The sequence below is a fragment of the Faecalibacterium sp. Marseille-P9312 genome, assembly GCF_902497445.1.
In the GTDB taxonomy this organism is placed as follows: domain Bacteria; phylum Bacillota; class Clostridia; order Oscillospirales; family Ruminococcaceae; genus Faecalibacterium; species Faecalibacterium longum.
Window position 1 is genome coordinate 153,502 of the sequence record NZ_CABVEW010000002.1, and the last position, 25,541, is coordinate 179,042.

A 25,541-nucleotide genomic window follows, 5' to 3' on the forward strand; every position below is an offset into this window, starting at 1 on the left:
GAATGCGGATGGCGACCATCCGGAGAAAAAAGTCTGAGTCCTTTGCCATCTTGTCGAGCCCCGGCCCCTGGCCGCAGGTGCTCATCAACTGGCTGGCGACGCTGGCAGTCATCATCGTGTTCGGACTCATCATGCTGTTCAGTGCCAGCTACACCACGGGCTACCTGCGGATGGGCGACAGCTTCTACTACATCAAGTCGCAGGTGTTCTGCCTGGGTCTGGGCCTCGCGGTCATGCTGCTCTTCTCCCGCATCGACCACCGCTTTCTGCGCAGGATGGTCGGGCCGGGCTATGTCGTCTGCATCGTGATGCTCATCGCAGTGCTGTTCAGTGCGCCCCTCAACGGCTGCCGCCGCTGGCTGAGCATCGGCTTTACCATTCAGGTATCGGAGATCGCAAAGTTCGAGATGATCCTGCTCACGGCCCATCTGGCCGCGAAAGCGCCCCATCTGGAAAAGCTGGACCCCGCCTCCGGGCGGCGCGTCCCGGCAGGCCAGTGGCTCTATCAGCGCATCGTGCGGGAGCTCATCGTCCCGCTGCTGCCCCTCATCCCTGTGGTGTTTCTGCTCATGCTTGAGCCCCATATGTCCGGCATCGTCCTGACGACGGCCATCTGCGGCACCATCCTGCTGTTGGGCGGCAGCGGCGGCATCATCACCTGGGCGGGCGGCGCGTCCGCTGTGCTGCTGCTCCGCACCGTGCTGGAGCACATCGACTCCATCCCGTACTTACAGAGCCGTCTGGACGGCTGGACCCACGACCTGAGCAAGATGACCGACCAGACCCTGCAGAGCCTCTACGCCATCGGCTCCGGCGGTGTCACCGGCCTCGGCCTCGGCAACAGCATCGAAAAACAGCTCTGGCTCCCCGAGAGCACCAACGACTTCATCTTCAGCGTCGTGTGCGAGGAGCTGGGCTTCGTGGGTGCCGTCATCGTCATCCTGCTCTTCGTGCTCTTCCTCGTGCAGGGGCTGTGGCTGGCCTTCCACGCCGAGAACCGCTACTGCACACTGGTGGGCATCGGCATCATGGCCCAAATTGCGTGGCAGGTGTTCTGCAACATCGCGGTCGTCACCAACACCCTGCCCAACACCGGCATCTCGCTGCCCTTCTTCTCCTCCGGCGGCACCAGCCTCATCCTGCTGCTGGCCGAGATGGGCGTGATGATAAACATCGGCCGGGGCGGCGAGCGCGCCCGCCTCGAGCGGGAGAATCTCCGCGCCCAGCGGGAACAGCGGGAAAAAGAAAAGTCCGACAACACCATCCGGCTCGACCCCAACGTGGGATATTGAGCACATCCAGATAAGGAGGAGATCACCATGCGTATACTGATCGCAGCCGGCGGCACTGCCGGACATATCAACCCGGCTCTGGCCATCGCGGGAGCCATCAAAAAGGCCGACCCGTCCGCCGAGATACACTTTGCAGGCCGGAAGGAGGGGATGGAATACCGCCTCGTGACCCAGGCGGGCTACCCCTTCCACCACATCGAGATCACCGGTTTCCAGCGCAGGCTCTCCCTGAACAACATCAAGCGGAACATCATCACCCTCTGGAATCTGGCCCTCTCCGGCCCGAAAGCCCGGGCCATGATGAAGGAAGTGCAGCCCGACCTCGTCATCGGCTGCGGCGGCTATGTCTCCGGCCCGGTGGTGCGCTGCGCCGCCAAGAAGGGCATCAAGACCGCCATCCACGAGCAGAACGCTTTCCCCGGCGTGACCAACAAGCTGCTGGCCCCGGACGTGGACATCGTGTTCGCCGCCGTGCCTGCCGCTGTGGAAAAGCTGGGTGCGCCCGAAAAGACGCAGGTCGTGGGCAACCCGGTGCGGCCTGAAGTGTTCGAGAAGGCAGGGGAGCGGGACGCCATCCGCGCCCAGCTGGGTGCCGGTGACCGCACCGTCATCCTCTCCTTCGGCGGAAGCCTCGGTGCCCGCCGCGTCAATGAGGTGGTGGCCGACCTCTGCGCATGGGAGCAGAAGGAGCACAAGCCTGTGCTCCACATCCACGCCACCGGACAGTACGGCGTGGAGCTGTTTCAAAATCTCGAAAAGGAAAAAGGCTTTGCCCCCGGCGAGAGCCTCGTGGTGAAGGAATATATCAACAATATGCCCGAGCTGCTGGCCGCTGCCGACCTCGTCATCAGCCGTGCCGGTGCGCTGACGCTGGCCGAACTGGAAGCCGAGGGCCGCGCCGCCATCCTCATCCCCAGCCCCAATGTGGCGGAGAACCACCAGTATTACAACGCCATGGAGCTGCAGAAGGCCGGTGCCGCTGTGGTCATCGAGGAAAAGGATCTGACCGGCGAGAAGCTGGTCTCGACCGTCTCCGGCCTGCTGGCCGAGCCGGGCAGGCTGGCTGCCATGGGCAGGAACGCCCGCACCCTTTCGGTGGACGACAGCCTCGACCGCATCGCCGACGCCCTGATGAAACTGGTCAAGACGCCGTGATTGATTCGGCAGCACTCTTGTGATAAAATAATCAGACGGAAAGGAGGCGACGCCGCACCATGCAGCAGGATCGGAACAAGAGCCGACGCCCCAGCAGTTCGATCCAGCAGAACAGCGCCCGACGGCAGGGAAAGCCCCGCAAAGCCTACGACTGGACGCAGGACCGGCGTCCCTCGAATCAGGACCGCCGCCGGACGCAGGGCTATCAGGAGCAGACGCTGGACTTCTCGGGCGGCAATGTGACGTTCGAAAACCACAGCTCGGGATATGCGGACAACAGCATCCGGTTTCCCCAGCAGACGGCGCGACGGCCCAATAACCAGAACCAGAGCCGCCGTCAGGGCCAGCAGAGAAGCCAGCGGCCCCGTCAGAACACGACCGCCTACCCCACAAATGGGAGCCGCCCCCGCAATGGCCAGCGGCCCCAGAACGTCCAGAGCGCCCGGAGGCCCCAGAGCGGCGGGCGCTACCGCCCCACGGAGGCGAACCTCCGCAGCCCGGCCCGGCGGGAGGGCAGAAAAAAGCGCCGTCTGACCCGGGCCGCTGTCCGCCGCCGCAGGGCCATCCGCCGCCTGACGGCGCTGGCGCTGCTGCTCTGCGTCATCGGGGTGGGCGTCTACCTCACCGTGACCATGCTCTTCAAGATAAACACCTTAGAGGTGGCGGTCGATGGAGAGGTGGTGCAGGAGGTGGGCGGCTATTCCAGCGCTGAGATCCTGCAGGCGCTGGGCGTCCACGCGGAAGAGAACATCTTCAGCTTTGACCCCGCCGAAAAGGCCGCTGCGCTGGAAAAGCAGTTCCCGCTGCTGGAAAATATCCAGGTGGAGCGGGATTACCCTAACACCGTAGTGGTGCGGACCAACGCGGCCACTGCCGTCTACGCCATGCAGACGTCCGGCGGCTGGCTGAGCCTTTCTGCAGGGCTGAAGATACTGGATCAGGATTCGGCCCAGCCGGACCTTATCATCCTCTGCGGCGGCGAGCCGGTATCCACGACGCCGGGTACACAGCTGGAATTTGAGACAGGACCGTCCGGCCCGTCTTCGGGCAGCGCGGCGTCTGACAGCGCCGCATCCAGCGAGGCCGGACCGCCCACGGATAAGCGGCTCGAGTCCCTGAACACTCTGCTGACCGCACTGGACAGCAGTGAGCTGGGGGCGGATGTCACCCGCATCGAGTTCGAGGACCCGGAGCAGATGGCGTTTTTGTATCAGGGCCGCATCAGCGTGCTTCTGGGTACCCTGAATGAGCTGGACTACAAACTCCGGCTGGCAAAGTATGTCCTGCTCAACGAGGACGGCAAGGGCTGCTCGCCCACCGACACCGGTATGCTGGATCTGAGCCACCTGAGTGCCTCTTCCAGCCGCAAATTCCGCTTTGCACAGGGCGAGCCGACCCTGCCCTCGGGCTGGACGGCCCCGGAAGAGCCTGCCGCCCCGGCGGAGACAGAAGCCGAGAGCCAGCCGGAGGAAGCCTCCGGCACCGAACCCGATACTGAGGGCGCGGAAGCCGCGCCCGCCGAAGACCCCACTGCCGCAGCGGCAGAACAGCAATAAGGAGCATTTGAACCATGAAACTGGAACAACTGTTGGAGGGCGTGTCCTATACGCTGGTGCAGGGCAGCCTTGAACTTGACATCGAGGACATCATCTACGACAGCCGCAAGGCGGCCCCGGGCCGGCTTTTCGTCTGCATCGTGGGTACCCAGCGGGACAGCCACGACTACGCCGCCCAGTGCGTGGCCGACGGCGTGACGGCGCTGGTGGTCCAGCATGACATCGACCTTTCCACCGTCCCCGGTGCTGTCGTGCTGAAGGTGGAGAGCAGCCGCTATGCGCTGGCGCTCATGAGCGGCAACCTGTTCGGCAACCCCTCCCGCCGGATGACCATGATCGGCGTCACCGGCACCAAGGGCAAGACCACCACCACCCACATGATAAAGAGCGTGCTGGAAGCCGCAGGCCGCAAAGTGGGCATGATCGGCACCAACGGCATCTACTTCCTCGGCCACCATCAGGAGACGGCCAACACCACCCCTGAGAGCTATGAGCTGCAGAAGACGTTCCGGGAGTTTCTGGACGCCGGCTGCGATACGGCGCTGATGGAGGTGTCCAGTCAGGGCCTCATGATGGACCGCGTGGCGGGCATCCATTACGACATCGGCGTCTTCACCAACCTCTCGCCCGACCACATCGGCCCCGGCGAGCACAAGACCTTTGAAGAATACCGCAGCTGGAAGGGTCAGCTTTTCAAGCGCTGCACCACCGGCGTCGTGAACATCGACGACGAGAACACCGAGGCCCTGCTGGAAGGCCACACCTGCAAGCTGGTGACCTACGGCTGCAGCGAGAAGGCCGACTACCGCGCCGGTACTTATCAGCTGCTCCGCACCCATGACTTCCTCGGCGTCCAGTTCCATGTCTCCGGCAAGGATGATATGGACGTCAAGGTGAATATGCCCGGCGAGTTCAGCGTCTACAATGCGCTGGCCGCTCTCACTGTGGGCAAGGTGCTGGGCCTGCCCGATGAGGCCATCCACGAAGGTTTGAACCGCTGTGTGGTCAAGGGCCGCGTGGAGCTGGTCCCCATCAGCAAGAAGTTCACCATCCTGCTGGACTACGCCCACAACGAAGTCTCCACCGAGAGCCTGCTCACCACCCTGCGGGCCTACGACCCCCACCGCCTCGTGGTGGTGTTCGGCTGCGGCGGCAACCGCTCCAAGCTGCGCCGCTACGGCATGGGCGAAATTTGTGCCAGGATGGCCGATTTCTCCATCCTCACGGAGGACAACAACCGCTTTGAGAAGGTGGAAGACATCATCGCCGACATCCGCGTGGGCATGAACAAGGGCAACCCCGATGCAAAGTTCGTGGAGATCCCCGACCGCCTCGACGCCCTGCATTATGCTGTTGACCACGCACAGGAGGGCGACCTCATCGCCGTCATCGGCAAGGGCCATGAGACTTACCGTGACCGCGAGGGCGTCAAGACCCCCTTCCTCGAGCGGGAGCTGCTGGAAGAGTACGCCCAGCAGATCGGCCTTGAGTAATATCTGAACATAAAAATACCGGCTGTGTTGAATGCACAGCCGGTATTTTTGTATCTGATGGGATTTAGTTCTTTTCCGCCAGAGCCTTCTGAGCCTTTTCCTCGGGGATGAGGTTGGTCATGCTCTTGAGGCTGATGCCGATGGTGGAGAGGTTGTGCAGCATGGCAGAGGACGCAGGCTGCAGGATGCCCATTGCCCCCAGCGCGATGAGGGCAGAGTTGAAGGTCAGCACGAAGCGGTAGTTGGCGCTGACACGGCGCTGCAGGGAGTTGGCGATGGTCTTGAGGACGACCAGCTCCTCGAGGCTGTCGGCCTTGATGGTCACGTCTGCGATCTCGCGGGCGATGGCAGCGCCGGAGTTGATGGCGATGCCGACGTCAGCGGCAGAGAGGGCGGGGGAGTCGTTGATGCCGTCGCCGATCATCACGACGGTGTGGCCCTCGCTCTTGGCCTTCTGGACGAAAGCAGCCTTGTCCTCGGGCAGGACTTCGGCGAAGAACTGGTCCACGCCTACCTGCCTTGCGATGGCGGCGGCGGTGCGCTCGCTGTCACCGGTCATCATGACGGTGTTGGTGATGCCGAGGCCGCGCAGAGCGCGCAGCACGCGGGAAGCTTCCGGACGCAGCGGGTCGGCGATGCAGATGACGCCGGCCAGACGGCCCGAAGCGGCCAGATAGAGGTGAGAATACTCCGGCTCGAGGTTATCGAACTTCTCGCGCTCGTCCTCGGGGATGGTGCAGTGCTCGTCCTCAAAGACGAAGTGGTGGCTGCCGATGACGACCCGCTCACCGCTGACGCGGCTGGCGATGCCGTGGGCCACGATATACTCCACCTCGGAGTGCATCTCCTCGTGGGAGATGCCGCGCTCTCTGGCCTCCCGGACGACGGCGTTGGCCATCGAGTGGGGAAAGTGCTCCTCGAGGCAGGCGGCCAGCTGCAAAACTTCGCTCTCGCTGCAGCCGGAGAAGGGGACGACCTTGACCACCTTGGGGGTAGCGCGGGTCAGGGTGCCGGTCTTGTCGAAGACGATGGTGTCAGCCTTGGACAGGGTCTCGAGGTACTTGCCGCCCTTGACGGTGATATGGCTTGCGCCGCACTCGCGCATGGCAGAAAGAACGGCCAGCGGCATCGAGAGCTTGAGGGCGCAGGAGAAATCGACCATCAGGCAGGAGATGGCGCGGGTGGCGTTCCGGGTCAGGGCGTAGGTGACGACGGTAGCACCGAGGCACCAGGGAACCAGACGGTCGGCCAGAGCCAGCGCACGGTTCTCGGTGCTGGACTTCAGCTTCTCGGACTCCTCGATCATGGCCACGATCTTGTCGTAGCGGTTCGCGCCGCCCTCGGCTCTGGTGGTCAGGACGCACTCGCCCTCTTCCACCACAGTGCCGGCGTAGACGGTGGCACCGATGGTCTTGCGCACCGGCATGGACTCGCCGGTGAGTGCGGCCTGGTTGACCATGGCTTCGCCCTCGATGACGGTGCCGTCCAGCGGGATCATGTTGCCGGAGCGGACGACGATCTCGTCGCCCGGGTGGACCTTGGTCAGCGGCATGAGCACTTCGGTACCCTGTGCGCGGACCCAGACCTTATCGACATTCAGGGCCATGCTGCGGGCCAGGTCGTCGAGGCTCTTCTTGCGGGTCCACTCCTCCAGCAGGGAGCCGACGTTGAGCAGGAACATGACGGAGCCTGCGGTGGCGAAATCGCCCCGCAGGATGGAGACGCCGATGCTCAAAGCATCCAGCACCTCAACTTCCAGTTTGCGGCGCCACAGGCAGCACACACCCTTCCAGAGGAACTTGATGGAGCGGAACACGGTGTAGGCGGCGTTGAGCGGGGCGGGCAGGAACAGCTCGCGCAGCACCCGGCCTGCCAAGAGGTTATACATCTTTTCCTGATATTCCTGATTGATGCGGCGGCTGTCGGCGCTGGTGACCAGTGCGTCCAGTTCGGGGTCATCGAAACGGTAGGTGCTCAGGGCGGCGACGGCATCCTTGCGGGAGCCGGTGTAATACACCACCACATCGCCCGTCCGCTCGTAGACCTTGGCCTTGCTCACGGCGTCGTGGTGGTTCAGATAGGCTTCCAGCACATCGGCCCGGTGAAGGGTCATCCGCACATTGCAGACGTGCACCCGCAGACGGCCGCGGCTCTCATGAAGAATAGTACATTTCATATCAGAATATCCTCTGCGTATTGCAAAAAATAACCATAAAAAGAGCCGCCCGCAGGCGGCTCAGAGACTGCAAAATTACTCGTTGGTCTCGGTGGTCTCTGCCTCAGCAGCGTCCTCGATGACCTCAGCCTCAGCCTTGGCAGCGCGGGCCTCGTTGATGGCCTTTGCATCCTCGAGGATGTCACCGGCCTGCTCCTGGACCTTGCTGACGGTCTCCATGGTGGAGTCCTTCATGCGCAGGACAGCAGCGGTGGTCTGGGTGTAGACCTTCTTGGCATCGCTGCTGGACAGCAGCTTGAAACCAGCGGAACCGAACAGGGTGCCGGCAGCGAACAGAGCGATCTTCTTAATATCGACCATAGTAGTATACCTTCCTTTTTATTCCCTCATGTACCCCAAAGGGCATGGGATCAGTGTTTCTGCCGTTATTATAACGCGGTTTTTGGAGATTTCAAGGGATTTTGACGATGTTAATATCTGCTAACATTTTACGATAAGTAGTTAGAAATGTCTATCTTTACGTGTTTTTTGCCACAAACTACAGTTTGTGTTTTCGAACAAACCCCAAAGTGCCGAAGAAATATAACAAAGAGTCTTGCGCTGAGAGGTGCATTCATTGTACAATAAAAAAGTATGCGATAAAATCGACAGGGCCGGGACGTTCCGGCCTGTAAAAATAAGTGAGGCTGGATATGGAAAAGAAAGATATTCGTGTGCTGGCGCTCGACCTCGACGGCACCCTGACCAATGACCAGAAGGTCGTCACCCCCGCCACCCGAGCAGCGCTGGATGCCGCTGCTGCCAAAGGTGTGACCATCGTGCTGGCCTCGGGCCGTCCCACGGCAGGCATCATGCCGCTGGCAAAGGAGCTGGGACTGGATAAAAAGGGCGGCTGCATCCTCTCGTATAACGGCGGTGCCATCATCGACTGTGCCACCGGCGAGACGCTCTACCGCAAGCAGCTGGATGCAAAGTATGTGCCGCGGCTCTGTGCCTTCGCCAGGGAGCAGGGCGTGGTCATCATTACCTATAATAAGCAGGGCGTAGTCACCGAAAGCCCCGAGGACGAGTGGGCGCTGAAGGAGTGCTTTACCTGCAAGCTGCCTATGCAGAAGGTGGAGGACCTCGCCGCCTATGTGGATTATCCCGTCTGCAAGATGCTCATTACCCTCGACCCCGCCCGCCGCGGCGAGGTGCTGGAGGCAGGCCGGAAACGGTTTGCGGGCGAGATCGACCTCTACCCGTCCAGCCCCTTCTTCATCGAGGCTGTGCCGCTGGGGGTCGCCAAGGACGTGAGCCTTGGCAGTCTGCTGGAAAGCAGGGGTCTGACCCGCGACAACCTCATGGCCTGCGGCGACGGCCTCAATGACTGCTCTATGATACGCTTTGCCGGCGTGGGCGTGGCCATGCAGAATGCAGAGCCCCCCGTCAAGGAGGCGGCGGACTATGTGACCGTCGCCGACAACAACCACGACGGCGTGGCGGAGGCCATTGAGAAGTTCATTTTTTGAAAGGATACCAGACGCAAATGCCGCGCAACTTAGTTTTATTCGATTTGGAGTGGAACATCGGCTATCAGCCGTTTATCTTTAATTATCACGGCGTCCAGCAGACGCTCCGGGGGGAGATCATTGAGATCGGTGCTGTCAAGATCGACGAGGACGCCAACGTGCTGGATACCTTCTCCATCCACCTGCGTCCCCGCATCTTCCGCTGCCTGCAGCACCACATCGCCAAAGTCACCGGTCTGACGCAGGAGGACCTCGACAAGGGCGAACCCATCATCCAGGGCCTCCGCCGCTTTATGAAGTGGTGCGGCCCGGACGCCGAGTTCGCCGAGTGGGGCATGGATGACGTGCCGGTGCTCAAGCAGAACCTTTTCCTCTGCAATCTCGACGAGAGCCGCCCGACGGTCTGGTACGACCTGCAGCAGCTCTTTCTGCGGGAGTACCCCCGCAAGGAAGGCGAGGGGATGAAGCTGGAAAATGTCGTCACCCGGATGGGCATCCCGTTGGAACGCCCCTTCCACGACGCTCTGTCCGACACCCTCTACACCGCCGACCTCTGCCGTATGCTCGACCTGCGGGCCGGACTGGCCGCTTACCCCAGCGAGGAGGACACCCTGCGCCAGAGCCTTTGTCCCACGCCGGGCGACTACCGGGATTTCAAGGTCTTCCGGGGCTATCTGGACCAGTCTATGTGGAAGCTGGACCCCGTCATCGGCACGATGGCCTGCCCGGTCTGCGGCACGGCCCTGCAGCCGGATGACGTCTGGCTGAAAAAAGGGAGCAGCGGCTGGTACACGCTGTCCCAGTGTCCCGTCTGTAAGGGCCGGGGCGGCGAGGCAGGCCGGGGCGTGTTCCAGAAATACCGGATGTCGCGCCGGGACGGCCTGCACTGGGCCTTCGCCCGCTGCGTCCAGATGCCGGACGATGCAAGTCTGGTCCGCTGGAAAAAGCAGAAAGCCCAGTATCTGGAGCGTCAGCGCCTCAAGGCCGAACGGCAGGCCGCCGAAGCAGAGGCCGCCCGGCACATCTTCTGAGGCAGAAGAATAAAATATCGTGCAGGAAAGAACAACGCTGTTTCGTATTGTAAGGAGAGACAGGAAGAAAAAGGCAAAAATGCTCAGATTTTGTTCATATCCCGGTCATAGATGCTGGATATACTAAGAGGGAACTTCAGGCAGAAACGAAAGGGATGGTACGAGCACGATGGAAACGATGCTCATCGACTGGCTCCACCAGCTGGGTACGCTGGAATTCTGGGAGGCATTGTTAGAGGGCTTTGAAGGGCTGGGGCCGTTGGTCCCTATCCTGCTGGCGATGGTGGAATCCATTTTTCCGCCGCTGCCCCTCATCGCCATCGTGGCCCTCAACGTCGCGGCCCACGGCGGATTTCTTGGCTTCGTCTACAGCTGGCTCGGTGTGGCCGCAGGCGGCACGGTGGTGTTTTTATTCTGGCGGCGGGTGGTCAAGCGCTTTTTCTGGAAGCTGGCCTCTCGCTCCGAACAGCTGAAAAAGGCCCAGCAGTGGGTCAGCCATGTGGACACGGCCAGCCTCTTCATGCTGGCCGTCCTGCCCTTTACGCCCACGTCGTTCCTGCATCTGGCCTTCGGCATCTCGGATTTTGACGAGAAGCGCTATCTGCTCACCCTTCTGGCGGGCAAGTCCGTTATGGTGGCCATGATGGCTCTCTTCGGCCAGTCGCTGCTCAGCTCGCTGAAAAATCCGGTGTATCTCATCCTCGCCATCGCCATCTGGGCCGGGATGTACTGGGTGAGCAGGAAGTTCTGTAAGAAGCACGATTTGGATCGATAAAATTGCGAAGCGCTTGACTTTTTTGCAGAGAGGACATATAATAAAACTGTAAAAGTGGATAGCAAGTTCATATGGCTTTCACCAATGAGCAGCAAAACGCCCCACGGTACTGCGAATACCGCGGGGCGTTTTGCTTACTAGGGGTTAGTGCTTACCGGCCTTGAACTGCTCGTCAAGCCACTTGCAGATGCAGTGAGCAACTACATTTGCTGCGACGGACAGAATAAAAGTGGACAGAGTATTCATATGTGCATTCACCCCCTTCCCCAATTTGAATGGAGTCGGAAGGCCGACACCTAAAGAATATCATAAAATTCGACAAAGCACAAGAAAAAGCCGCTGTACAGCTGTGAAAAGCTGCACGGCGGCTTTTATGGTAGTACGCTTAGTTCTCGGCCAGATTGCCGGTATAGAGCTGGTAATACTTGCCCTTCTTGGCGATAAGCTCGTCGTGGCTGCCGCGCTCGATGATGCGGCCCTGCTCCAGGACCACGATGCAGTCTGCGTTGCGGACAGTGGAGAGGCGGTGGGCGATGACGAAGCTGGTGCGGCCGTACATCAGGCCGTCCATGCCGCGCTGCACCAGAGCCTCGGTGCGGGTGTCGATGGAGGAAGTAGCCTCATCGAGGATGAGCACCGGCGGGTCGGCGACGGCTGCGCGGGCGATGGCCAGCAGCTGGCGCTGGCCCTGCGACAGGTTCGCGCCATCGCCGGTCAGCATGGTGTTGTAGCCCTCGGGCAGGCGCTTGATGAAGCCGTCGGCGTTGGCCAGACGGGCTGCGGCGATGCACTCCTCGTCGGTGGCCTCCAGACGGCCATAGCGGATGTTCTCCATGACCGTGCCGGTGAATAGGTGGGTATCCTGCAGCACGATGCCCAGAGAGCGGCGGAGGTCGGCTTTCTTGATCTTGTGGATGTTGATGCCGTCGTACCGGATCTTGCCGTCCTGGATGTCGTAGAAGCGGTTGATAAGGTTGGTGATGGTGGTCTTGCCGGCACCGGTGGAGCCGACGAAGGCGATCTTCTGGCCCGGACGGCCATAGAGGTTGATGTCGTGCAGGACGGTCTTGCCCGGCACATAGCCGAAATCGACGTCCGTAAAGGTGATGTCGCCTTCCAGCTTGTGGTAGGTGGTGGTGCCGTCGTGGTGGGGGTGCTTCCAGGCCCAGATGCCGGTGCGCTCGTTGGCCTCCACGAGGTTGTCGTCCTTGTCGTACTTGGCGTTGATGAGGGTGACATAGCCCTCATCGGTCTCGCTGGGCTCATCCATCATCTTGAAGATGCGCTCTGCACCAGCCAGTGCCATGATGATGCTGTTGGCCTGCATGGACACCTGGCTGATGGGCATATTGAAGCTCTTGTTCAGGGACAGGAACGCCATGACAGTACCCAGCGTGACGCCGCCCATGCCGGTGACGGCCATGGCTGCGCCCACTAGAGCGCAGATGGCGTAGCTGATGTTGCCCAGCTGAGCGTTGACGGGCATCATGATGTTGGCGAAGCTGTTGGCCTGCTTGGCGCTGTCCTTGAGCTTGTCATTCAGCTCGCGGAAGCCCTCGAGGGCCTTCTGCTCGTGGGTGAAGACTTTAACGACCTTCTGGCCCTCCATCATCTCTTCGATGTAGCCGTTCACCTTGCCGAGGTCGCGCTGCTGTGCGATGAAGTACTTGCCGCTCTGCTGGGTGATCTTCTTGGAGCAGAAGAGCATCAGGGCCACCATCAGCATGGTGACGATGGTGAGCTGCCAGCTCAGCATGCACATGCTGGCAAAGACGGAAACGATGGTGATGGCGCTGGACACCAGCTGCGGGATGCTCTGGCTGAGCATCTGGCGGAGGGTATCCACGTCGTTGGTGTAGACGGACATGATGTCGCCGTGCGGATGGGTGTCAAAGTAGCGGATGGGCAGGCTCTCCATGTGGGTAAAGAGCTGGATGCGCAGGTTGCGCAGGGTACCCTGGGTGACGTTGACCATGATGCGGGCGTTGAGCCAGGCGGCGAGGATGCCCACCACATAGATGCAGCCGACGCGCACCAGCGCCCCGGCCAGCGGTGCAAAGCTGGGGTCCTGCTGCTGGGTCATGGGGATGATATAGTCGTCGATAAGGGTCTGCAGGAACAGGCTTGCCTGCACATTGGCCAGCGCACTGACCACGATGCAGATGAGCACGAGGATGCAGTGAGGCAGATAGTGCTGGAACACCTCTGCCATGATGCGCTTGAGCAGCTTGCCCGGGTTCTTGACCTTCGGACGCGGGCCTCCCATGCCGCGGGGGCCGGGGCCATGGACGACTTTTGCTTTCTGTTCTGCCATTTACTGCTCACCTCCCTGCTTGTCGAAGTCGCCGCCGCCCTGAGTCTGGCTGCTGTAGACTTCCTGATAGATCGCGTTGTTCTTCAGCAGTTCCTCGTGGGTGCCGAGGCCGTTGATCTGGCCGTTGTCCAGCACGAGGATGCGGTCGGCATCCTGCACCGAGGAAATGCGCTGTGCGATGATGATCTTGGTGGTGCCGGGGATCTCCTCACGGAACGCCTTCCGGATCTTTGCGTCGGTGGCGGTATCCACGGCACTGGTGGAGTCGTCGAGGATGAGGACCTTCGGCTTGCGCAGCAGGGCGCGGGCGATGGTCAGACGCTGTTTCTGGCCGCCGGACACGTTGGAGCCGCCCTGCTCGATCCAGGTGTTGTACTTGTCCGGGAAGCGCTCGATGAACTCATCGGCGCAGGCCAGCTTCGCCACACGGATGCACTCTTCCTCGCTGGCGTTCTCATTGCCCCAGCGGAGGTTGTCGAGGATGGTGCCGGAGAACAGGACGTTCTTCTGGAGCACCATGGAGACCTCGTGGCGGAGGACGTCGAGATCGTAATCCCGGACATCCACGCCGCCCACGCTGAGGGTGCCGGTCTCGGCGTCGTACAGGCGGGGGATGAGCTGCACCAGACTGGACTTTGCGCTGCCGGTGCCGCCGATGATGCCCAGTGTCTCGCCGGGCTTGATGTCAAAGGTGATGTCGTTCAGGACAGGCTGGCCGGAGCCGTGCTTGTACTTGAAGGTGACGTGGTCGAAGCGGATGCTGCCGTCCTTGACCTCCTGCACGGGAGCCTTGGCGGGGGGCAGGTCGGTCTTCTCGTCCAGGACTTCCACGATACGCTTTGCGGAAGCGGCGGACATGGAGATCATGACGAAAGCCATGCTCAGCATCATCAGAGCCATCAGGATGTTCATGATGTAGCCGAACAGAGCATTCAGCTGGCCGGTGGTCAGCGCGCCGTGCAGGATGTACTTTGCGCCGAACCAGCTCAGGGCAATGTTGCAGCCGTAAATAGCCGTCAGCATGGCGGGGTTGTTGAAGCTCAGACGGCTCTCTGCGTTGACGAACTGCTGATACAGACCCTCGCAGGCTTTGGTGTACTTCTCGTTCTCGAAGCCCTCGCGGACGAAGCTCTTGACCACGCGGATAGCGGAGACGTTCTCCTGTACAGAGGAGTTCAGGTTGTCGTAATTCTTGAAAACACGGTCAAAAATTTTGAAGGTGGGGACCATGATGCTTGCCAGCACGGCCAGCAGGAAGGCGATGGCCACCACGAAGATGAGGGTCAGAGGGCCGCCGATGCTGAACGCCATGATGAGTGCGAACACCAGATGGACCGGGGCGCGCACACACATACGCTCCATCATCTGGAAAGCGTTCTGCAGGTTGGTCACGTCGGTGGTCATACGGGTGACGAGGCCGGCGGTGGAGAATTTGTCGATGTTGGAGAAGGAGTAATGCTGGATATTCTCATACATCGCATCGCGCAGGTTGCCGGCAAAGCCGGTGGACGCCTCGGCGGCGTACTTGCCGGCCAGAATGCCCAGCAGCAGGGCGATGGCCGCTACTGCGAAGGTGAGCAGGCCGTATTTGACGATGGCGTTCATATCGCCCTTTTCAATGCCAAGGTCGATGATGAACGCCATGATGGTGGGCAGCAGGATGTCCATGACTGCTTCCAGTGCGGAAAACATCGGCGTCAGGATAGCGGCGCGTTTGTATTCGCCCAGATGGGAAGCAAGCTTCTTTATCATACTTTGAGCCTCCTTTGATAAATTGTTTGGTACGGAACAATTTTATACAAAACAATATTAAAGTCAATGCTTTTTCCAAAGTTTCGGAAAAAGTTCATATTTGTTTCACTTTAGTCCCAGATACAGTTTATTCAGCAGCCGCAGCAGCTCGGTGTTTTCTTCTTCGGTGAGCAGACCGGCCACATATTCATCGGTCTGGTGGAAGGCCCGCATGGTGTCCTCGTGGAACTGGCGGCCTTTTTCGGTGAGGACCAGCTGCTTGAGGCGGGCGTCCTGCTCCACGCTTTGGCGGGTGATGTAGCCTTTGCGTTCCATGAGCTGCAGGATGTTGGTGACAGTGGAACGAGTGATGGAGAACTCCCGCTCGATGTCCCGCTGGAACACTGGGGTCTCGGAGTGCCGGTAAAGATACTCCATGATCCAGCCGTGCATGGGGGTCACGGCCTCCACGCCATTGGTGCGGGCAATCTGGCCTATCTTGCGGAAAATAAGGTTGTTCACCCGGCGCAGCTGGGCCGGGATGACCTGCGGCGCCTCCCACGGCGGCGCGATGGGGGTGCAGGCGGGTTCAAAGGCTTGGTTCATAGTATCATCCTTCTGGTTTGGCTTTTGCTGTGAATGTTCGAACGCCGAACTGTTTCACATAAAACTGTTCGATACAGGACTATTATGCTCCAAAAAAAGAGGGCTGTCAACCCTCTTTGGATGATTCGTCCCACTGGCCCAGCCCGGTGAGGATGGAAACGGCCACCTCGGGCTTATTCGTGACCACAAGCTCCGGGTCCAGCCGGAACAGCTGGCGCAGGTCGTCCCGGCTGTCCGCGCCCACCGGCCAGGGCGCGACCTTGAAGCCGTGGGCGTGGGCGTTGGGGATAAGGTCTTTGTCCCGGAAAAAGGCGTGGTACTCCGGCCCGACGTAATCCACCGGGAAGCCGAACTGGGCCACATAGTTCACAAAATCCGTCTGATAATAATACTGCTGCAGAATTTCGGCCAGGTTCATGCCGGGGAAGATGGAGTAGAGAAAATCGAGACGGTCTTTTAAGTAGTAGATGAGGACGCTGTTCTCTTCGTCCAGACTGCTGGGGTCTTCCAGCAGAGCGGCCGCTTCGCTGAGGGCCTGGGGGCTGGAAAGCTTCTCCACGAGAGGGTCGGTCTTCTTGAGGCCCAGTTTCTCCCAGAAGGTGGCCGGCTGGATGAGCTGGGATTCGGGGCTGAGGGTCATGGCGCAGGTGGCCATCTGGGGCATCCGCTCCTTCACCCGGCGGAGGGTGCCGTACTCGAAGGAGGTGAGCACGGCCTTTTCTTCCAGCCCGGCGTCAAGGACGGCGTCGATGACCCGGTCCACGATCTCTTCGTCCCGGTCCAAGTAGGGCTTTAACTCAATATGTATCATCCTGAAGTCCTGCGCGGCTTCCAGAACCTCTTCGAGGGTGGGGATCTTTTCGCCCGTGAACTCCGGGCTTTTCCATTTTCCGAAATCCAGCTGGCGCAGGTCGTCGAAGTCCATATCCGGGATGTTGCCGTGGACGCCGGTCTTGAGGTCGGTGAGGTAGTCGTGGGCCACCACGAGATGACGGTCCCTGGTGATTTGAACGTCACACTCGAAGCCGTCCGCACCCAGCGTCTTTGCTAGACGGAACGCGGTCAGCGTGTTTTCGGGGGCCAGATGGGACGCGCCGCGATGGGCGATGATGAGAGGGCGCATGGCATGGACCTCCTTAAAAGACAAAAGTTGAAAAATGCGATGCTGTTACCCATGATACACGTTTTCACAAATTTCGTCAATGACGGCGTTTCGGTCAGCAAGGCAGGCGAAAATGGGGCGAAAGTACGACTTTTACCGTCAAAACGACGAAAATTTAAGCTGGATTTTAGCACTTTTCACGAGAAAAAACCAAAAATCGGCCCATTTCTCTCCCATCTGTTTCTTCCCAACGGACAATTCCTGTGATAAGATTATAGTGTAAACGGTGAAACCTCTCCGTCACGCCTACGGCGTGCCACTGCCCGGGTTGCGGCACCCAGCATCCGCAGCACTTTGCTTGCGTCTTGCTGGCCGCGGCCCCAACAGCGACTCCCTGTTTCCGCCACTGGCGGCGGTCGTCGTTGTTGCTCCTAACGAGGGGAGGCTTTGGCATTCCGTAAAGCTTTATCTCTTCGCCAGAGGCTCCCCTCGCTAGGGGAGCTGTCGAGCGATAGCGAGACTGAGAGGTTGTTCCTACGCTGAAAGATACCTACGGAATAAGGGAAATGGAGAGTTTTGCTATGACTGAGTTCAAGCCCATCAAGGAAGGCAAGGTCCGCGAGATCTACGACAACGGCGACAGCCTCATCATGGTCGCCACCGACCGCATCTCTGCATTCGATGTTATCTTAAAGAATAAAGTCACCAACAAGGGCAAGGTGCTGACCCAGATGAGCAAGTTCTGGTTCGACTACACCCGCGACCTGCTGCCCAACCATATGCTGAGCGTGGACGTGAAGGAGATGCCCGAGTTCTTCCAGCAGCCCCAGTACGAGGGCCGCAGCATGATGTGCCGCAAGCTGACCATGCTGCCCGTCGAGTGCATCGTCCGCGGCTACATCACCGGAAGCGGCTGGGCCAGCTATCAGAAGACCGGCAAGGTCTGCGGCATCCAGCTGCCCGAGGGCCTGAAGGAGTCCGAGAAGCTGCCCGAGCCCATCTACACCCCCTCCACCAAGGCTGAGATCGGCGACCACGACGAGAACATCTCCTACGAGCAGAGCATCGACGTGCTGGAAAAGCTGTTCCCCGGCAAGGGCGAGGAGTACGCCACCAAGCTGCGCGACTACACCATTGCTCTGTATAAGAAGTGCGCTGAGTATGCCCTCTCCCGCGGCATCATCATCGCCGACACCAAGTTTGAGTTTGGTCTGGATGAGGAGGGCAACGTCATCCTCGGTGACGAGATGCTGACCCCCGATTCCTCCCGCTTCTGGCCGCTGGAGGGCTACGAGGCCGGCCACGGTCAGCCCTCTTTTGATAAGCAGTTCGTCCGCAACTGGCTGCTGGCCAACCCCGACAGTGATTACGACCTGCCGCAGGACGTCATCGACAAGACCATCGCCAAGTATGAGGAAGCCTACGAGATGCTGACCGGCAAGAAGCTGTAAGCACTTCCATAAATTCAACATCTGCCGCCCGCTTTGTGGAAAACGAAGCGGGCGGTTTTTGTGCGAAAAACTTTTTCCTCTTGAACGGCGCGGTGGGCAGTGTTACAATAACACAGGGAATGGGCAGAGAAACGGCCCTTCGTGTGAGAAGAGAGTGCCGCGCGGACGGCGAAAGGAAACAGTCAAATGGAGATCAGCACGCGGGAAAAGACCTTGCAGATCGTCAGCCGATACGTGATCATCACCCTGAGTATCAGCATCATGACCATCGGCGTATACTTCTTCAAATTCCCCAACAACTTCGTCTTTGGCGGCGTGACCGGCGGCGCGGCCCTTGTGGCAAAGCTCACGCCCCTGTCGGCCTCAGCTTTTTCATCCGGTGCCAATATCCTCCTGCTCATTCTGGGCTGGATATTCCTCGGCAGGGACTTTGCCATCAGCACCGGCTGGGCCACTGTCGTCATGACGGCAGAGCTGGCTCTTTTTGAAAAATATGTTCCCCTCAGCGGCCCCCTGTCCGATCAGCCCATGCTGGACCTGGTCTTCGCCATCGCCCTGCCCGCCATTGCGTCGGCTCTGCTCTTCAACGTGGGCGCGTCTTCCGGCGGCACCGATGTCGTCGCCCTCATCCTGAAAAAATACACCCATATGAAGAACACCGGCGAGGCGCTTTTTATCACCGACCTCGCCATGGTGCTGGCAGCCTGCTTCGTCTTCGACCTCTACACCGCTCTCTACTCTTTCGTGGGTCTGACGGTCAAGAGCCTCGTCGTCGATGCCGTCCTCGAGCAGATGAAGATGTGCAAGGCCATCCTCATCATCTGCGACGACAAAGACCCCATCTGTGACTTCGTCATGCGCAAGCTGGTGCGCGGCGCGACCTATACGCCCTGCTACGGTGCCTACACCGACCGGCCCCACTACATGATCTATACGACCCTCACCCACCGCGAGGCATTGCAGCTGCAGGCATTTATCCACAAGGAAAACCTCAACGCCTTTATCTCGATGCTCAGCACCACCGAGGTGTTCGGCAAGGGCTTCAATCACGCATAAAAAATAATCAGCAGGATAAGCACATCTGTGTCATTCCTCAGCGAGGAAAGATGCAGGTGGGCTTTTTTGTTTGTGCTCAAATGTGCTATAATAAGAAAAATGTCGTTATTTGGTGAGGAGGCTGGAATCGAATGGACTTGAAGGAGCAAAAGTACGTCTGCACCCTTGCGGAATGCAAGAGCCTGACCCGCGCCTCGGAGCGGTTGTATATCTCACAGCCCGCACTGAGCCTGTACATCAATAATGTGGAAAAGATTCTGGGGGCGCGGCTGTTCGAGCGGAATGGCCGGAAATTCGAGCTGACGTGGCTAGGCAAGCAGTATGTGGAAAAGGCTTCTCAGATGCTGGAGCTGGAGCGGCAGTTCGAGGCGGTGAGGCGGCAGGCGGAGCGGGAGAATGCCGGGCAGGTGCGGATCGGTATCGCACAGCGGCGCGGCATCTGGTTTCTGCCGGCGGTACTGTCGGTGTACGAGCGGGAGTGGCCGCAGGTGGATGTGGTCATCCGGGAAGGAAATCTGGCCGATTTGACCATCATGCTGAAAAACCGGGAGCTTGACCTTGTGGTGCTGAGCCAGAGCGACGTAACGTCCGAGATGGAGGCTGTCCCGCTGGGCATGGAAGATTTTCTGCTGATACTGCCCGGAGACCACCCGCTGAACGAAAAGGCGGTCCCCGTCGAAGGCTCAATGTTCGACTTCCTTGACCCGCACCTTCTGAGCGGTGAGACGATATTTCTGAACACCGAGATGCAGAGCGCCCGGCGGGTGGAAGAGAAGATCCTGAAAGATCACAAGGTCAAGCCGGGCCGCATCCGGGTAGTACGCAATATGGAGCTTGGCGCACAGCTGGTGGCCGAGGGTCTGGGCGTGGGCTTTATCCGGCAGGGCTATCAGAAGAACATCCACTATCCAAAGCCGGTGAAATACTACACCATCGACATTTCCAGGTACGGACAGGACGTTGTGGTGGCCTACCGCCGGGATGTGGAGCTGACCAAACCCATGCGGGCGATGATCATGCAGATGAAGGATGCGGCAGAGGAGTATTTGAAGCTCTGATAAACTGAACATAAGAATTCCAAAATGAAGATATAATTTTTTCAAAATGTACAAAGCACCTCCGGTTTGGTAAACTGAAAGTACCAAAAAACGGAGGTGCTTATTATGTTGGAGGAAAAACTGGAGCGAAGCGTTGAGCAGAGCGCAGCTGCCCTGACTGCAATGGCAGACGACTTCTTCGACCACCCGGAAGTGGGGCTGCAGGAGTTTCATGCATTTGAGACCCTGACCGGCTGGCTGGAAAAAGAAGGCTTCACTGTGGAGCGAGGCATTGCTGGTATGGACACCGCGTTCCGAGCTGTCTGGAAGCACGGCGAGGGCGGCCCGAACATTGGCCTGCTCTGCGAGTACGATGCTCTGGCCGGTCTGGGCCACGCCTGCGGCCACCACATGCAGGGACCGGCCATTCTGGGCGCAGCCAAGGCACTGAAAGATGCAGCCATCGACGCACCGTATACCATCACGGTCTACGGCACGCCTGCCGAAGAGAGCATCAGCGGCAAGGTCGTGATGCTGGAAAACGGCTGCACCTTTGAGGAGCTGGATGTGGCGCTCATGATGCACGGCGGCCCGGCCACGCAGGTGGACGTCAAGTCGCTGGCACTCAACAAGCTCAAGATCATCTACCATGGTGTCTGCTCTCACGCAGCGCTCAAGCCCGAAAAGGGCCGCAGCGCACTGGACGGCCTGATCCTGGCCTGTCAGGGCGTCGAGTTCCTGCGGGAGCATGTTCCCTCGGATGTTCGGATGCACTACACCATCGTCAACTGCGGCGGCACGGCGGCAAATGTGGTACCCGGCTATGCAGAAGCGAGTATGTATGTCCGCTCCTACAACCGCACGGAGTTAGACGGCGTGGTGGCCCGCGTCAGGAAGGTACTTCAGGGCGCGGCCATGATGACCGAGACGGAAGTGGAGATCATCGAGGAAAAGAGCCTCGACAACAAGATCCCGGTGCTGGCTCTCAACGAGCTGGTGATGGAGCAGGCCGAGAAGGTCAAGGCTCCCTGCATCCGTCCGGCCCGCCAGAAGACCGGTTCCACCGACTTCGGCAACGTGATGCGCCATGTACCCGGCACCTGCATCCGCGTGGCCTTTGTCCCGGAGGGCGCAGCGGCTCACTCGCAGGAGTATCTGGACGCCGGCAAGACCGAAGAGGCCCACAATGCGGTGGTCTACGGCGCAAAGATCCTGGCTCTGACGGGAGCACGGCTCATTGAAGACCCGGAAAAGCTGGAAGCCATCAAGAAGGAATTCCATGAGAATCTGGCCAAAGAACTGAACGGCCAGAGCTGACGCTTTGGTGTGTCAAAAGAGAGGAAAAATTATGGAAACGAAAAAGAAACAATTCAAGATGCCGCATACCTTCGTCATCATCGGCATCATCATCCTGCTTGCGGTCCTGCTGACCTGGATCATCCCGGCAGGCTCCTACACCCGCTTCGAGAACGAAGCAGGCATCAAGGTCATCGACCCCAACGATTTCAACTACATTGATAAGACTCCCGTCAATCCGCTTGAAATTCCTCTGTACATCGTCAAGGCTTTCATCAAGCGCATTGATCTGATGCTGGTCATCATGTTCGCAGGCGGTGCTTTCCACATCCTGACCAAGACCGGCGCACTCCACGCCGTGGTGGCCAAGATGGCGAAGGTCTTCTCCACCCGCGTCTATCTGTTCCTGCCCATCCTGACGCTGGTGTTCGGCCTCATCTGCACCACGCAGGGCGTCAACCTGTTCATTGCCTTTGCGCCCATCATGGTCATGATGGCCTTTGCGATGGGTCTGGACTCCATCACCGGTGCATCCATCATCCTGCTGGGCGGCGCGATCGGCTTCTCCACTGGCCCTCTGAACATCAACACCACCATCGTGGCTCAGAAAATCGCCGGGCTGCCGCTGTATTCCGGCGTGGGATACCGCTTTATCTGCTTTGCTGTGTTCTATGTTATCACCAACATCTACCTCATCCGCTACGCACTGAAGATCCAGAAGAACCCCGAACTCAGCCCTATGTACGAGCTCGACAAGACCAGCGAGTTCCGCGACGCTGCGGACCTCGACTCCTTCGGCAAGCTGGACGCCCGCAAGATCCTCATCATGCTGGTCTTCTTCGCATCCCTTATCCTCATCGTCTACGGCGGCATCAAGCTCGACTGGGATATGTCTGAGACCGCAGCTGTCTTCCTCGCACTGGCTGTCATCGAAGGCGTACTGGGCGGCTTTGGCCCCTCCGCGATCTCCAAGGAGTTCCTTGAGGGCTGCAAGAAGATGCTGGGCGCGGCCTTCATCATCGGCATGGCACAGGCCATCAGCAGCATCATGAACGCCGGTCACATCACCGATACCGTTGTCCATGCACTGGCAAACGGCCTGAACTTCGTCCCCACCATCCTGCTCGGACCCGCCATGCTGCTGGCAAACACCATTATCAACGTCTTCCTGACTTCCGGCAGCGGTCAGGCCGCAGCTGTCATTCCCATTCTGGCACCTCTGGCCGACCTCGTGGGCGTTACCCGTCAGACCGCGATCCTTTCCTTCAATTTCGGCGACGGCTTCTGCAACTACGTCCTGCCCACTTCCACCGCTCTGATGGGCATCATCAGCGCCGTGAACATCCCCTATGACCGTTGGATGAAGTTCATGTGGAAGCTGTTCCTCATCTGGCTGGCCGTCGGTTCTGTGATGCTGATGATCGCACAGGCGATCCACCTTGGCCCCATGTAAACCGGAAGGCGGCAAAAAATCAGACTATGGCGTCAACAATAAAGGAAATCAAAAATCCATGGCTCCGGACGCTGGCGGAGTATGGCCTCATCACCGTCAGCATCTGGATCATGGTCATCGGCATCTACTTTTTCAAATTCCCGAACCACTTCGCCTTCGGCGGCGTGACCGGCTTTTCCACCGTGTTCAGCCAGCTGCTCCACTGCTCGGCAAGTACCTTCACCACCGCTGCCAACTACGCGCTGCTGGTACTGGGCTTCATCTTTCTGGGCAAGAGCGTCGGCGTCCGCACCGTTTATGCGACCATCGTGATGTCGGTGAGCCTGCAGGTACTGGACGCGCTGGTGCCGATGCACGGTACTCTGACCGACCAGCCGATGCTGGAGCTGGTATTTGCCATTATGCTCCCGGCGATCGGTTCGGCGATCCTGTTCAACATCGACGCATCCTCGGGCGGAACGGATGTCATCGCCATGATTTTGAAAAAGTACACCAGCATGAACATCGGTTCTGCCCTGATGGCAGCGGATGTGGCGGCTGTGGGCCTCTCGTTTGCAATGTACGGCCCCTCCACCGGTCTGTTCTCCGTCATGGGTCTGGTGGCCAAGTCGATGGTGGTGGACAACGTCATCGAGAATATGAACCTCTGCAAGTGCTTCAACATCGTGTGTGAGCACCCGCAGCCTATCTGCAACTTCATCATCCACGAGCTGAACCGCAGCGCGACCACCTTTGAAGCGCGCGGTGCGTACTCTGACGCCCACAAGACGGTCATCATGACCACCATGCGGCGCAGTCAGGCCATCCGCCTGCGCAACTTCATCCGCCAGCAGGAGCCGACAGCCTTTATCATGATAGAAAACTCCAGCGAGATCATCGGTAAGGGTTTCAGCCCTGTGTAAAAAAGGATCTTTCCGCAGCAGGCAAAACGCACAGCCAGTGGTTTTGCCTGCTTTGCACTACCCATTCCCTTTTTGGATGGATAAGGATTCCATCTTTTCATTTCACAAATGCCGCCGGGTGCGGTAGGATAGAGCTGAGAAAAAGGCAAAAACAGCGCCGGATGGCATCTCGTGCAGGAAAGGAGGGAAAATGGAAGAGAAAATGCGCCAGCAGCATGACCAAATGGAATAAATCTTGTGTACAAGAGAAATTTTTGGCGATTCTTAACGAATATTAAGACTGACGCTATGCCTTTTGTAAGATTGTCCGATTATGATAGAACCATCAGGAGCGGCGCAGTGAGGTGCCGCCCCGCAAGAACGGTATAACGATTGAAGAAACCACCTGTCAAGGAGGAAAAAAGCATGGAGATCAAGAAAGCAGCCACGGCTGGCACTCTGGAATCCAGCGACTGCATGGTGACCGTCGAGCCGGGCGAGGGCAAGATCGATTTCTCCCTCGAAAGCTCTGTCATCCACCAGTATGGCAACCAGCTGCGCAAGGTCGCGCTGGAGACCCTGAAGGATCTGGACATCGACAACGTCCGCATCACCATCGTGGACAAGGGTGCGCTGGACTGCACCCTGAAGGCCCGCATCGAGGGCGCGGTGTTCCGCTCTGTTGACCAGTATGAGAATCTGCCCTGGGGAGGTGCCATTCGATGAATAATCCGAACAAGAAGCGCCTGCGCCGCACGATGATGTTCCTGAATGCGCAGAAGCCCGGCCTCATCAAAGACCCTTACATCTATAAGGCCGACTCCCTGATGCTGGACCTGGAGGACGCTGTGGCCGAGAACCAGAAGGATGTCGCCCGCTTCAGCCTGTATCACGCCCTGAAGACCGTGGACTACCGCGGTGCAGAGCGGGTCGTCCGTATCAACGGTCTGGACACCCCCTACTGGCGGGAAGACATCCGCGCCTGCGTGGCCGGCGGCTGCGACTCCATCCGCATCCCCAAGACCGAGCACGCCGAGGATGTCCACCGCGTGGCGCAGGCCATCGCCGAGGACGAGAAGACCTATGGCCGTCCCGAGGGCGAAGTCCTCATCATCGCCGCTCTGGAGTCTGCCCGCGGCGTCATGAACGCTCTGGAGATCTGCGAGAGCGATGAGCGCCTGTTCGGCATCGCACTGTCCGGCGGCGACTACACCAAGGACCTGCAGACCCACATCACCGGCACCGGCATTGAGCTGATGGGCGCCCGCCAGCAGATGATCATTGCAGCCCGCGCAGCAGGCGTGCAGTGCTTCGACACCGTCTATACCGACCTGAAGGATATGGACGGCTTCCGCAAGGACGTCGAGAACATCCACCTGATGGGCTTCGACGGCAAATCCATCATCAACCCCCGTCAGATCCCCATCGTCCACGAGATCTTTACTCCCACCCAGAAGGACATCATCTTCGCTGAGAAGGTCGTCAAGGAGATCGACTCCAAGAAGGCTCTGGGCATCGGCGTCTTCACCGTGGACGGCAAGATGATCGACATCGCCTTCTACGACGGTGCAAAGCGCACCATCGATCTGGCAAAGGCATCCGGCGTGTATAAGGGGGATTTGTAA

22 protein-coding genes are annotated in these 25,541 nt (G+C 59.4%); 16 read left to right on the forward strand and 6 right to left on the reverse strand.

The features are described 5' to 3' along the window. Positions 1 to 8: 8 nt before the first annotated feature. From F3G95_RS02160 to F3G95_RS02175, 4 genes are read left to right on the forward strand one after another with little or no spacing between them, the layout of a single operon-like run. Positions 9 to 1,292 (forward strand): putative peptidoglycan glycosyltransferase FtsW, encoded by a 1,284-nt coding sequence (locus tag F3G95_RS02160; RefSeq protein WP_149793633.1) that lies wholly within the window; start codon positions 9 to 11, stop codon positions 1,290 to 1,292. Between the two features lie 27 nt (positions 1,293 to 1,319). Then, positions 1,320 to 2,447 carry an undecaprenyldiphospho-muramoylpentapeptide beta-N-acetylglucosaminyltransferase gene (murG, locus tag F3G95_RS02165; protein WP_149793634.1) on the forward strand — a complete coding sequence of 376 codons (1,128 nt, stop codon included), beginning with the start codon at positions 1,320 to 1,322 and terminating at the stop codon, positions 2,445 to 2,447. A 59-nt stretch (positions 2,448 to 2,506) separates the two neighbouring features. After that, positions 2,507 to 4,003, forward strand: a complete 1,497-nt coding sequence (locus tag F3G95_RS02170) for an FtsQ-type POTRA domain-containing protein (RefSeq protein ID WP_149793635.1) — start codon at positions 2,507 to 2,509, stop codon at positions 4,001 to 4,003. Positions 4,004 to 4,017: 14 nt separating this feature from the next. Continuing rightward, entirely contained in the window at positions 4,018 to 5,496 is a 1,479-nt protein-coding gene (locus tag F3G95_RS02175; RefSeq protein WP_149793636.1) for a UDP-N-acetylmuramoyl-L-alanyl-D-glutamate--2,6-diaminopimelate ligase, read from the forward strand. A 64-nt stretch (positions 5,497 to 5,560) separates the two neighbouring features. On the opposite strand, the gene F3G95_RS02180 is transcribed toward F3G95_RS02175, so the two are convergent. Together F3G95_RS02180 and F3G95_RS02185 are read right to left on the reverse strand one after the other, a co-directional pair. After that, positions 5,561 to 7,672, reverse strand: a complete 2,112-nt coding sequence (locus tag F3G95_RS02180) for a heavy metal translocating P-type ATPase (protein ID WP_188117497.1) — start codon at positions 7,670 to 7,672, stop codon at positions 5,561 to 5,563. A 75-nt stretch (positions 7,673 to 7,747) separates the two neighbouring features. Next, positions 7,748 to 8,032: a DUF6110 family protein gene (locus F3G95_RS02185; RefSeq protein ID WP_149793637.1), complete on the reverse strand. Its 285-nt coding sequence runs from the start codon at positions 8,030 to 8,032 to the stop codon at positions 7,748 to 7,750. A gap of 332 nt (positions 8,033 to 8,364) precedes the next feature. On the opposite strand from F3G95_RS02185, the gene F3G95_RS02190 reads away from it, so the two are divergent. The 3 genes from F3G95_RS02190 to F3G95_RS02200 all read left to right on the forward strand — a co-directional run bounded on the left by F3G95_RS02190 (position 8,365) and on the right by F3G95_RS02200 (position 10,989). Then, entirely contained in the window at positions 8,365 to 9,183 is an 819-nt protein-coding gene (locus F3G95_RS02190; RefSeq protein ID WP_149793638.1) for a Cof-type HAD-IIB family hydrolase, read from the forward strand. Positions 9,184 to 9,200: 17 nt separating this feature from the next. After that, positions 9,201 to 10,214 (forward strand): 3'-5' exonuclease, encoded by a 1,014-nt coding sequence (locus F3G95_RS02195; RefSeq protein ID WP_149793639.1) that lies wholly within the window; start codon positions 9,201 to 9,203, stop codon positions 10,212 to 10,214. Positions 10,215 to 10,383: 169 nt separating this feature from the next. Further along, positions 10,384 to 10,989: a VTT domain-containing protein gene (locus F3G95_RS02200; RefSeq protein WP_149793640.1), complete on the forward strand. Its 606-nt coding sequence runs from the start codon at positions 10,384 to 10,386 to the stop codon at positions 10,987 to 10,989. A gap of 385 nt (positions 10,990 to 11,374) precedes the next feature. Here the strand turns inward: F3G95_RS02200 and F3G95_RS02205 are convergent, their stop codons facing one another. The 4 genes from F3G95_RS02205 to F3G95_RS02220 all read right to left on the reverse strand — a co-directional run bounded on the left by F3G95_RS02205 (position 11,375) and on the right by F3G95_RS02220 (position 16,763). Then, a complete protein-coding gene (locus F3G95_RS02205; RefSeq protein WP_149793641.1) occupies positions 11,375 to 13,303 on the reverse strand; it encodes an ABC transporter ATP-binding protein in 1,929 nt (642 codons plus the stop codon). Then, the gene (locus F3G95_RS02210; RefSeq protein ID WP_149793642.1) at positions 13,304 to 15,055 is read right to left on the reverse strand and encodes an ABC transporter ATP-binding protein; all 1,752 of its coding nucleotides are present in this window, start codon (positions 15,053 to 15,055) and stop codon (positions 13,304 to 13,306) included. Positions 15,056 to 15,160: 105 nt separating this feature from the next. Further along, complete coding sequence (locus tag F3G95_RS02215) at positions 15,161 to 15,640, reverse strand: MarR family transcriptional regulator (protein ID WP_149793643.1); 480 nt, start codon at positions 15,638 to 15,640, stop codon at positions 15,161 to 15,163. Between the two features lie 106 nt (positions 15,641 to 15,746). Beyond that, a complete protein-coding gene (locus F3G95_RS02220; RefSeq protein ID WP_149793644.1) occupies positions 15,747 to 16,763 on the reverse strand; it encodes a glycerophosphodiester phosphodiesterase family protein in 1,017 nt (338 codons plus the stop codon). On the opposite strand from F3G95_RS02220, the gene F3G95_RS02225 reads away from it, so the two are divergent. From F3G95_RS02225 to F3G95_RS02265, 9 genes are all read left to right on the forward strand, one after another. Beyond that, the gene (locus F3G95_RS02225) at positions 16,740 to 17,009 is read left to right on the forward strand and encodes a hypothetical protein (protein WP_149793645.1); all 270 of its coding nucleotides are present in this window, start codon (positions 16,740 to 16,742) and stop codon (positions 17,007 to 17,009) included. The two genes, F3G95_RS02220 and F3G95_RS02225, sit on opposite strands and share 24 nt — an antisense overlap. 314 nt (positions 17,010 to 17,323) lie before the next feature. Beyond that, the gene (locus tag F3G95_RS02230; RefSeq protein ID WP_149793646.1) at positions 17,324 to 18,193 is read left to right on the forward strand and encodes a phosphoribosylaminoimidazolesuccinocarboxamide synthase; all 870 of its coding nucleotides are present in this window, start codon (positions 17,324 to 17,326) and stop codon (positions 18,191 to 18,193) included. Positions 18,194 to 18,379: 186 nt separating this feature from the next. Continuing rightward, on the forward strand, positions 18,380 to 19,249 hold the full coding sequence (locus tag F3G95_RS02235) for a YitT family protein (protein ID WP_149793647.1): 870 nt from the start codon (positions 18,380 to 18,382) through the stop codon (positions 19,247 to 19,249). A 131-nt stretch (positions 19,250 to 19,380) separates the two neighbouring features. Next, a complete protein-coding gene (locus F3G95_RS02240) occupies positions 19,381 to 20,307 on the forward strand; it encodes a LysR family transcriptional regulator (RefSeq protein WP_149793648.1) in 927 nt (308 codons plus the stop codon). Positions 20,308 to 20,412: 105 nt separating this feature from the next. Continuing rightward, positions 20,413 to 21,603: a M20 family metallopeptidase gene (locus tag F3G95_RS02245; RefSeq protein ID WP_149793649.1), complete on the forward strand. Its 1,191-nt coding sequence runs from the start codon at positions 20,413 to 20,415 to the stop codon at positions 21,601 to 21,603. A gap of 31 nt (positions 21,604 to 21,634) precedes the next feature. Then, on the forward strand, positions 21,635 to 23,035 hold the full coding sequence (locus F3G95_RS02250) for a Na+/H+ antiporter NhaC family protein (RefSeq protein WP_347562897.1): 1,401 nt from the start codon (positions 21,635 to 21,637) through the stop codon (positions 23,033 to 23,035). A 26-nt stretch (positions 23,036 to 23,061) separates the two neighbouring features. Then, entirely contained in the window at positions 23,062 to 23,937 is an 876-nt protein-coding gene (locus F3G95_RS02255; protein WP_347562898.1) for a YitT family protein, read from the forward strand. A 405-nt stretch (positions 23,938 to 24,342) separates the two neighbouring features. Next, the gene (gene citD, locus F3G95_RS02260) at positions 24,343 to 24,642 is read left to right on the forward strand and encodes a citrate lyase acyl carrier protein (RefSeq protein ID WP_015565468.1); all 300 of its coding nucleotides are present in this window, start codon (positions 24,343 to 24,345) and stop codon (positions 24,640 to 24,642) included. Next, positions 24,639 to 25,541, forward strand: coding sequence for an aldolase/citrate lyase family protein (locus F3G95_RS02265; protein WP_112115859.1), 903 nt, complete (start codon positions 24,639 to 24,641; stop codon positions 25,539 to 25,541). The genes citD and F3G95_RS02265 overlap by 4 nt, the downstream gene beginning before the upstream one ends.